Source organism: Coleofasciculus sp. D1-CHI-01 (genome assembly GCF_040218875.1).
Lineage (GTDB): Bacteria > Cyanobacteriota > Cyanobacteriia > Cyanobacteriales > Coleofasciculaceae > Coleofasciculus.
Genome location: NZ_JAVJQP010000111.1, coordinates 1 through 6,620, shown reverse-complemented (window position 1 = coordinate 6,620; position 6,620 = coordinate 1). Strand labels below are relative to the sequence as shown.

Here is a 6,620-nt window from a genome sequence, read left to right as displayed (position 1 = left end):
AGGTATAAATCTGTGTAAGGAGAGTAGATACTCCTAAATTTAGGCTGCTCAAAAAAACTCTCAAGAGTCCCAAAAACAATTACTGTTTCTTTAGAAGATATTCAAGTGTTTAATTTTTCAGACTTTTTCCCTTGATTGGATGTGTAGTTTCTTGTACTTCAAGTTGAAGTGCGGAGTCTAGGCATTATGCTCGTGGCATGGCATTTTTAAGCAAAGGTCAGTTAGACCAAGCTACAGAGGAACTCAACCAGTTAAACGCGATCGCGGCTGATCCAGAGTTGGCTAAAATGCTCATCTGGGATATCAATCCTACAGCCAATTTGTTGCACATTGCCTCTGAAGTTTTAGCCGGAGAATTGGCAGCTAAACAGGCAGATTATGAATCCGCGATCGCACACTTACAAATGGCAGTCCGTCTTCAAGATGAACTACGCTACGATGAGCCAGAAACCTGGTATTATCCTGTGCGACAATCCTTAGGTGCTGTCTTATTAGACGCGGATCAAACGGCTACAGCCGAACAAGTCTACCGCCAAGACTTAGAAATTCATCCCGATAACGGCTGGTCATTGTTTGGACTTGCTCAAAGCTTACAGGCACAAGGAAAAATACAGGAAGCTAGGGCGGTACAAGAACGGTTTCAAGAGGCTTGGAAATATGCCGATGTAATACTAACAGCTTCGCGATTTTAAGATTTTAATCAAGTTGTAGAGACTTAGCGTGCTAGGTCTCTACAACTATTTTTATTTTGGTATTTTTGGGATGTTTTATCGGCATTTAAACCTTAATGTCAATCATGCCGAAATCCTTGTAGTGCGTTAAGCGAAGCCATGCCGCAGGCTTTACATCTTGCTCGCTACCCATTCCCAATTTAAATGCATGACAGCTTATCTACATCTGTGCCAGAAAACCCCAGACCTATCTATGTCTTCTATCGATAATTCGTAAATTGCAGCGCTACAGGCAATTCCTCTTGTTTCAAGCGCTGGATAATTTGTTGTAAATCATCTTTGGATTTACTTGTCACTCTAACCGCATCGCCTTGAATCGAGGCTTGTACTTTTTTGAATTCGTCCCGAATCAGTTTGGCGATTTTTTTGCCAATATCTTGACTAATTCCTTTTTGCAGTTTAATTTCTTGGCGTACTCGATTACCACTCGCTGATTCAACTTTGCCGTAGTCGAAAATTTTCGGGGAGAGTTTACGCTTGGTGGCTTTGGTGAGCATAATGCTATGTACAGTATCTAGGGTGAATTCGCTATCGGTATTCACGGTAATGGTGTCATCCCCCAAGTCAACCGTTGTCTTTGTGTCTTTCAAGTCATAACGGCTGCTGATTTCGCGATTTGTTTGGTCTAAGGCATTCACCAACTCTTGTCGGTCAAAATCACTGACGATATCAAATGAATAGGTTGAAGCCATAATCTAATGATGTGAGCGCATTCAGAAGGTACAGTTATCTTCTTATACCGTTAAACCTAGCCGCTTTCAACATTGAATACGACTCATCATTGTCCTGTCTAGGACTTACACGTTCTTGGTAGCATGGGGGACACTTGTAGGGACACGGCACTACCCATCCGTGTCAACTTAAAGTCGAAAACCAATGCTGGTAAGGTTCTCAGCTATGTCTATTTACTGCTCAAAATTTCCCCCTCATCCCCTAACCCCTTCTCCCACCGTGGGGAGAAGGGGAACCAGATTCTCTTACTCCCCTCTCCCCGGCGTGGGAGAGGGGCTGGGGGAGAGGGGTTGAGCTTAAGTTGACACCAATGAGCACTGCCGTACCCCTACTATATGGGGAATTGTTCTCCCCCAGCCCCTTCAGCTTCCCTATTCCCTACAGTATTGGGCTTACAGTTTCTTATCCCGATCGCGGCGACGGCGATCGCGCCATTCAACGGCGGTTAAGTAAACGACACCCCCCGTCACCAGGAGTAAGAGTCCAGCCGCCGCTAAAAATATGACGGTAAAAATAGAACCTTCCACAATCTCTCTAGAACCCGTTACGAGCCCAGACTACCATCGCAATCGACCAAGTGAACAGAACCAGAGTGGCGACCCAGCCTAATGACAAAATATCCATCGTGCTTTATGAGTAATGATTAAGAAATGACTCCAAGGTTTATGATAATTCAATTTGAACCGTCTTTGACCACCAGGAGCGAAAGTCGTGAACTCTTCCTTTGACCCCACTGACGCTGAACGGATCGAATCCCTGAAAGCGGCTATCCTGGGGGGATTATCCCTAGCCTTAACCTATTGTGCGATCGCGCTGTTGCACTCACTGCTTCTATCCACCCCGTCCCCTGCCCTCAGCTTACTGGATGTCCGGGCTAATATAACCCTATTGATCAAAGTCGCGATCGCGTTTTTGTCCGGCTTTTTGTTTGGCGTCACCTACCGCTACGCCATCCGGGATGACCAAAATCCCCAACTGAAAGCAGGAGTCGTGTTAGCGTTTGGTTTGGTACGGGGTTTGGCGGTAATAGAGGGACAGCCGGATATCACCGATACCTTTTGGGTTTGGGGTATCTTAGTCATCGAGAGTCTCATCGAATTTGCGATCGCCCGTTTTACTCTCGATTGGGCAATTCAGCGCCATTGGGTCAAACCCTTCACGTCAAGCTGAGTTCCTCAAACTCCGGATACCCATACATCTGCATCCGATCAATAGCGGCGAGGACTTTATTATTTGCCGCCTCTGAGAACAAGCACTGACAAACTAACTGGGCGACATCGGCGCGATGAATCGTTCCCGCCACCTTTTGATTTTCTGTCACCACACCCGTTCCGGTTGCAGGTTCTGACTTCAACCCACCGGGTCGAATCACAGTATAGGTCAGTCCGCTATCCTTCAAATAGTTCTCTGCTTGTTCTTTTTCAATGAGTACAGGCTTCAACGTGGTCAACGCTTGGGGGGGTAAGGCGATCGCACTCTCACCACTCCCAATCGAGGAAATTAGGATAAACTTTTGTACCTTAGCCTTGAGTGCCGCATCAATTAAATGCTTGTTGCCCAAGAAATCCGCTCGTTGACCCTCTTTGGGTAAGCCGCCTATCGTACTAATCACCGCCTGAATCGGTTCATCTCCCAGCATGGTGTGTTCAACCGTTACCGCATCTAGGGCATCTCCCATCACCACCTGAATCCCCATCGCTTCTAACTCTGGGCGAGAGTCTGGGGAACGCAACAGGGCTTTAACCTTCTGGTTTTGCTCAACCAGGTATTTGGCGATTTCTCGACCCACCCCGCGACTAGCGCCTGCCAGAAAAATATAAGACTTATCTGTTTCAATCATCTGTCCTTCCTTAGAGAAAATTCGTTTCCTGTTTTCACTTTAATTTCACAATTGCCCATTATCTTAAAAATAACTGTGATCCAGTGGAGAATAATCGAGTTATCGGGTGTAACTAGCGCTTTGATCTAAGCAAAATCTTGACAAAATTAGGCTCTGCCCTAAAATTTAGATAAATTCCGGCAATTTTCGTGGACATTCTCACGAAAACTTCGGTAAAGTGAAGATTCAAGAAAAAGCGCCACTGAATTAAGCTGTTAATTCAGCAACGCCTGACAAATTGAGTTTTCTAGTCCTGGCAAAAATTATAACAAATTGTGACGGCAAAGGCTTAACTGTCCTTTTGCCGTCATAGTTGTTGGTTGTCTTTTGTCTGACGTTTTCTGGTTAACACTACATCCAGATTAACTACCCCTTTTTGGTGGAGTAAGGGTTTGGTAACCAAACCCCTACTAAACACCATACCCCCGTGCAGACGCCCATTGTGCAATATCTTGACGCTGAATTGCAGCAGCCATTAAATCAGGAAACTGGTCAGGCGTGCAAGCCATGGCTGGGATACCCAATCCGGCAAGTTTTTCGGCTATCCAATGATCATACATGGGCGCACCTTCATCATTGAGGGCAAGCAGTGTGATCAATTGAACTCCTAATCCCACCAATGCCGCCACGCGCTTAAGCATTTCTTCCCGGTTTCCCCCTTCATATAGGTCACTAATTAACACTAAAATAGTGTCCTGAGGACGACGCACCAGTCCTTGGCAGTAGGTGAGGGCGCGGTTAATATCGGTTCCGCCTCCCAGTTGAGTACCAAAGAGTAAATCTACGGGATCTGGCGCGGCGTCGGTTAAGTCTACAACCGACGTATCAAATACGACAATTCGGGTTTGTACTGCCCTGAGAGAGGCTAGCACCGCCCCAAAGATTCCCGCATAGACGACAGACGTTGCCATAGAACCACTTTGGTCGATGCAGAGGATAATATCTTGTAAAGAACTGCGTTTGCGTCCGTAGCCGATTAGGGTTTCGGGGATAATTGTGCCGTATTTAGGTTGATAATGTTTTAGGTTAGCCCGGATAGTGCGGTTCCAGTCGATTTCATTATGGCGGGGACGGCGGTTGCGAATGGCACGGTTGAGGCTACCGATTATGGCTTGGCGGGTGGGGTTGGTTAATTTACGCTGCAATTGTTCAACGACTTGACGTACCACACGGCGGGCGGTTTCTTGGGTTTTGCTGGGCATAATGCTACTAAGGGATAGTAGATTTGCCACGAGATGAACATCCGGTTCAATGGCTTCTAGCAGTTCCGGTTCCAGCAGCATCTGTTGCAGGTTAAGGCGTGCCATTGCATCTTTTTGCATCACCTGTACGACTGATGAGGGGAAATAGGTGCGAATGTCGCCTAACCAACGGGCAATATTGGGGGAAGAACTCCCAAGTCCACCACGGCGGTCAGAATCGTAGAGGGCGCTGAGGGCATTATCAATGGCTTGATCCGTTGGATTGAGGGTAAAGGAATCTGCGGCTTCTCCCTGACCATTCTCCTGACAAATACCATCGGCGTCTCCACCCCCTAAGAGAAGTCGCCAACGGCGTAGGCGTTCTGGCTGGGTCATCGTTTCTAGTAGCAATTACCGGATGCTGATTGAGTTATTGTATCGGATTGAGTGGAGAAAAGCTGTGCGATCGTGTAAATCACCCTCTAATCATTAACTCAGTTGCTGCGTTTGTTAGTCATTCTCTCCTTTATCGTCGCTAACCTTGTCCTCATCATCAAGGTTTTCGCCAGTCTTTACCCTTAACTGGTCAAACAGTTCTTCAAGCTGGCGCTGCCTTTTTTCCAGCCGTTCCACTTCTGATCGGTAATGAGCCAACTGAATCGCGTTCTCCTCTATCAGATAAACCAACGTCCTCTGTCGAGTACCAAGGTAGGCACCTTCTGCATTTGGGAAGCAATCGGTTCACTTGCCTTGAAAGAAAGCCCCTTAGTCTGTGTTGGATAGAACGTTCCTTTTTTCCAGTTGTCTTTTTGAAAGCGGATGGATTTAACCGGTTCACGCACTGAGCGAAATTTGGCATCTCCCCCTGATTTTTTCGCGGATTTATGCGCTTCAAACGCCTGAAATACAGCCAACTGGCGTGGGTTGTATGGGGTTTTATTTACCCAAGATGGAGCCAAACCCATCACCGTTTTTCTTAAGTCGTATTTACCAATTTTTTGGGCTTTAAGTATGGCGATTGCCTGATTAAAGCACCATCGAGCCGCTGATATCCAGTGAAGCCAGGTTTCAGCTAAGGCTGTCTCTGGGTAGACTCGAATCTTCCTTGATAGCAGATTTGTACTTCCTGAGTCCGTACAATCGGCAACTGAAGACGTGGACGATGGCAAGGATATCTTCAACCATTTCTCGCTCTGGAGATAAGTCACTTCGGTTGAGAACCACGAGTTGACAATCTTTTTGTTGACAAAACCATTCGATGAGGTCAAGACCAAACCGGACGAGTCTATCTTTGTGACAGACCACAACTTCTTTGACATTTCCTGACAGGACTTGTCCCAAAAGGGATAAAAGCCCTTTGCGCTTGTAGTTAAGTCCTGAGCCAATTTCTTTGATGAGTTTTCCGTCTGTAAACAATGATTGCAAGTAGTCGGCTTGTCGCTCCAGGTCTGATTTTTGCTTGTATGAGCTAACTCTGGCGTAGAGAATTCTGATTCTTGTATCGCCTTCTGGATTGACGACGGAATCGATATCGTACCGTCGATGACCCGCAGGAGTTCTAATTGTTCGTATTTTGTCGTCTCTGTCCCAGTTCCTAAGTGTTTTTTCCGAGACTTGGAGAACTTGAGACGCTTCTCTCGGTGTGACATATCTCATTGTTGATTCTGTTGGCTTCCTCAATATCTTACCGGATTGAGGAATATAATTCCGGAAAAATATAGAAATTACCTGCAAATCATGCTTTAGTCATTAGCATTCTCTCCTTCCTTATCGCCAACCTTGTCTTCCTCGTCGAAGTCTTCACTGGTTTTTTGCTGCAAATCCCGGTCTAGCTGTTGAAGACAGCTAAGCCGCGCCCTCAATCGAGGTAACTTCTGTTCCAGATATGCCAATTCCTCTTGGGTTTCCAAGATTAATTGGCTGAGGATTCCCCCAGATATTTCGCCTTTTGAAATGCTTGTAAGTCTTGTGGATTTTGGACTCTGGATATTTGGGTGATCAGTTCCGTGCGGGTCATTCCCAGACTGGCTGCTAGCTGATTGAGGTTTTCCCAATCCTGGGGTTCAAGCCGTATCCCGACGCTGATCGTCTTCCGGT

Annotated in this window: 12 protein-coding genes; 2 read left to right on the top strand and 10 right to left on the bottom strand. The window is 46.4% G+C overall.

Annotation, left to right across the window (positions count from 1 at the left end; genetic code table 11):
• The first annotated feature begins 197 nt into the window (after positions 1-197).
• Complete coding sequence (locus tag RIB93_RS20385; protein WP_446375036.1) at positions 198-692, top strand: tetratricopeptide repeat protein; 495 nt, start codon at positions 198-200, stop codon at positions 690-692.
• 239 nt (positions 693-931) lie between these two features.
• On the opposite strand, the gene RIB93_RS20380 is transcribed toward RIB93_RS20385, so the two are convergent.
• From RIB93_RS20380 to petN, 3 genes are all read right to left on the bottom strand, one after another.
• The gene (locus RIB93_RS20380; protein WP_446375034.1) at positions 932-1,423 is read right to left on the bottom strand and encodes a YajQ family cyclic di-GMP-binding protein; all 492 of its coding nucleotides are present in this window, start codon (positions 1,421-1,423) and stop codon (positions 932-934) included.
• A gap of 432 nt (positions 1,424-1,855) precedes the next feature.
• Complete coding sequence (locus RIB93_RS20375; RefSeq protein ID WP_446375032.1) at positions 1,856-1,990, bottom strand: hypothetical protein; 135 nt, start codon at positions 1,988-1,990, stop codon at positions 1,856-1,858.
• A 7-nt stretch (positions 1,991-1,997) separates the two neighbouring features.
• Complete coding sequence (gene petN / locus RIB93_RS20370) at positions 1,998-2,087, bottom strand: cytochrome b6-f complex subunit PetN (protein ID WP_071777176.1); 90 nt, start codon at positions 2,085-2,087, stop codon at positions 1,998-2,000.
• An 87-nt stretch (positions 2,088-2,174) separates the two neighbouring features.
• Here petN and RIB93_RS20365 point away from each other — a divergent pair, with 87 nt between their 5' ends.
• Positions 2,175-2,633: a hypothetical protein gene (locus RIB93_RS20365; protein WP_446375030.1), complete on the top strand. Its 459-nt coding sequence runs from the start codon at positions 2,175-2,177 to the stop codon at positions 2,631-2,633.
• On the opposite strand, the gene RIB93_RS20360 is transcribed toward RIB93_RS20365, so the two are convergent.
• The 7 genes from RIB93_RS20360 to RIB93_RS20330 form a co-directional block, all read right to left on the bottom strand.
• Positions 2,620-3,303, bottom strand: coding sequence for an SDR family oxidoreductase (locus tag RIB93_RS20360; protein ID WP_446375028.1), 684 nt, complete (start codon positions 3,301-3,303; stop codon positions 2,620-2,622). The genes RIB93_RS20365 and RIB93_RS20360 overlap by 14 nt on opposite strands.
• Before the next feature lie 449 nt (positions 3,304-3,752).
• The gene (locus tag RIB93_RS20355) at positions 3,753-4,919 is read right to left on the bottom strand and encodes a VWA domain-containing protein (RefSeq protein WP_446375026.1); all 1,167 of its coding nucleotides are present in this window, start codon (positions 4,917-4,919) and stop codon (positions 3,753-3,755) included.
• Between the two features lie 114 nt (positions 4,920-5,033).
• Positions 5,034-5,210, bottom strand: coding sequence for a hypothetical protein (locus RIB93_RS20350; protein WP_446375024.1), 177 nt, complete (start codon positions 5,208-5,210; stop codon positions 5,034-5,036).
• Positions 5,198-5,488 carry a hypothetical protein gene (locus tag RIB93_RS20345; protein WP_446375022.1) on the bottom strand — a complete coding sequence of 97 codons (291 nt, stop codon included), beginning with the start codon at positions 5,486-5,488 and terminating at the stop codon, positions 5,198-5,200. The genes RIB93_RS20350 and RIB93_RS20345 overlap by 13 nt, the downstream gene beginning before the upstream one ends.
• 103 nt (positions 5,489-5,591) lie before the next feature.
• Complete coding sequence (locus RIB93_RS20340) at positions 5,592-6,179, bottom strand: IS607 family transposase (protein ID WP_446375020.1); 588 nt, start codon at positions 6,177-6,179, stop codon at positions 5,592-5,594.
• An 86-nt stretch (positions 6,180-6,265) separates the two neighbouring features.
• On the bottom strand, positions 6,266-6,433 hold the full coding sequence (locus RIB93_RS20335) for a hypothetical protein (protein WP_446375018.1): 168 nt from the start codon (positions 6,431-6,433) through the stop codon (positions 6,266-6,268).
• Between the two features lie 2 nt (positions 6,434-6,435).
• The coding region (locus RIB93_RS20330; protein ID WP_446375016.1) for a hypothetical protein at positions 6,436-6,620 on the bottom strand (185 nt) is incomplete at its 5' end.

What these genes read in the sequence shown, in the direction of transcription:
- RIB93_RS20385 (WP_446375036.1), top strand. Translation starts at nt 198, where the DNA reads ATGGCATTTTTAAGCAAAGGTCAGTTAGACCAAGCTACAGAGGAACTC.
- RIB93_RS20380 (WP_446375034.1), bottom strand. Translation starts at nt 1,423, where the DNA reads ATGGCTTCAACCTATTCATTTGATATCGTCAGTGATTTTGACCGACAA.
- petN (WP_071777176.1), bottom strand. Translation starts at nt 2,087, where the DNA reads ATGGATATTTTGTCATTAGGCTGGGTCGCCACTCTGGTTCTGTTCACT.
- RIB93_RS20360 (WP_446375028.1), bottom strand. Translation starts at nt 3,303, where the DNA reads ATGATTGAAACAGATAAGTCTTATATTTTTCTGGCAGGCGCTAGTCGC.
- RIB93_RS20355 (WP_446375026.1), bottom strand. Translation starts at nt 4,919, where the DNA reads ATGACCCAGCCAGAACGCCTACGCCGTTGGCGACTTCTCTTAGGGGGT.
- RIB93_RS20345 (WP_446375022.1), bottom strand. Translation starts at nt 5,488, where the DNA reads ATGGGTTTGGCTCCATCTTGGGTAAATAAAACCCCATACAACCCACGC.
- RIB93_RS20340 (WP_446375020.1), bottom strand. Translation starts at nt 6,179, where the DNA reads ATGAGATATGTCACACCGAGAGAAGCGTCTCAAGTTCTCCAAGTCTCG.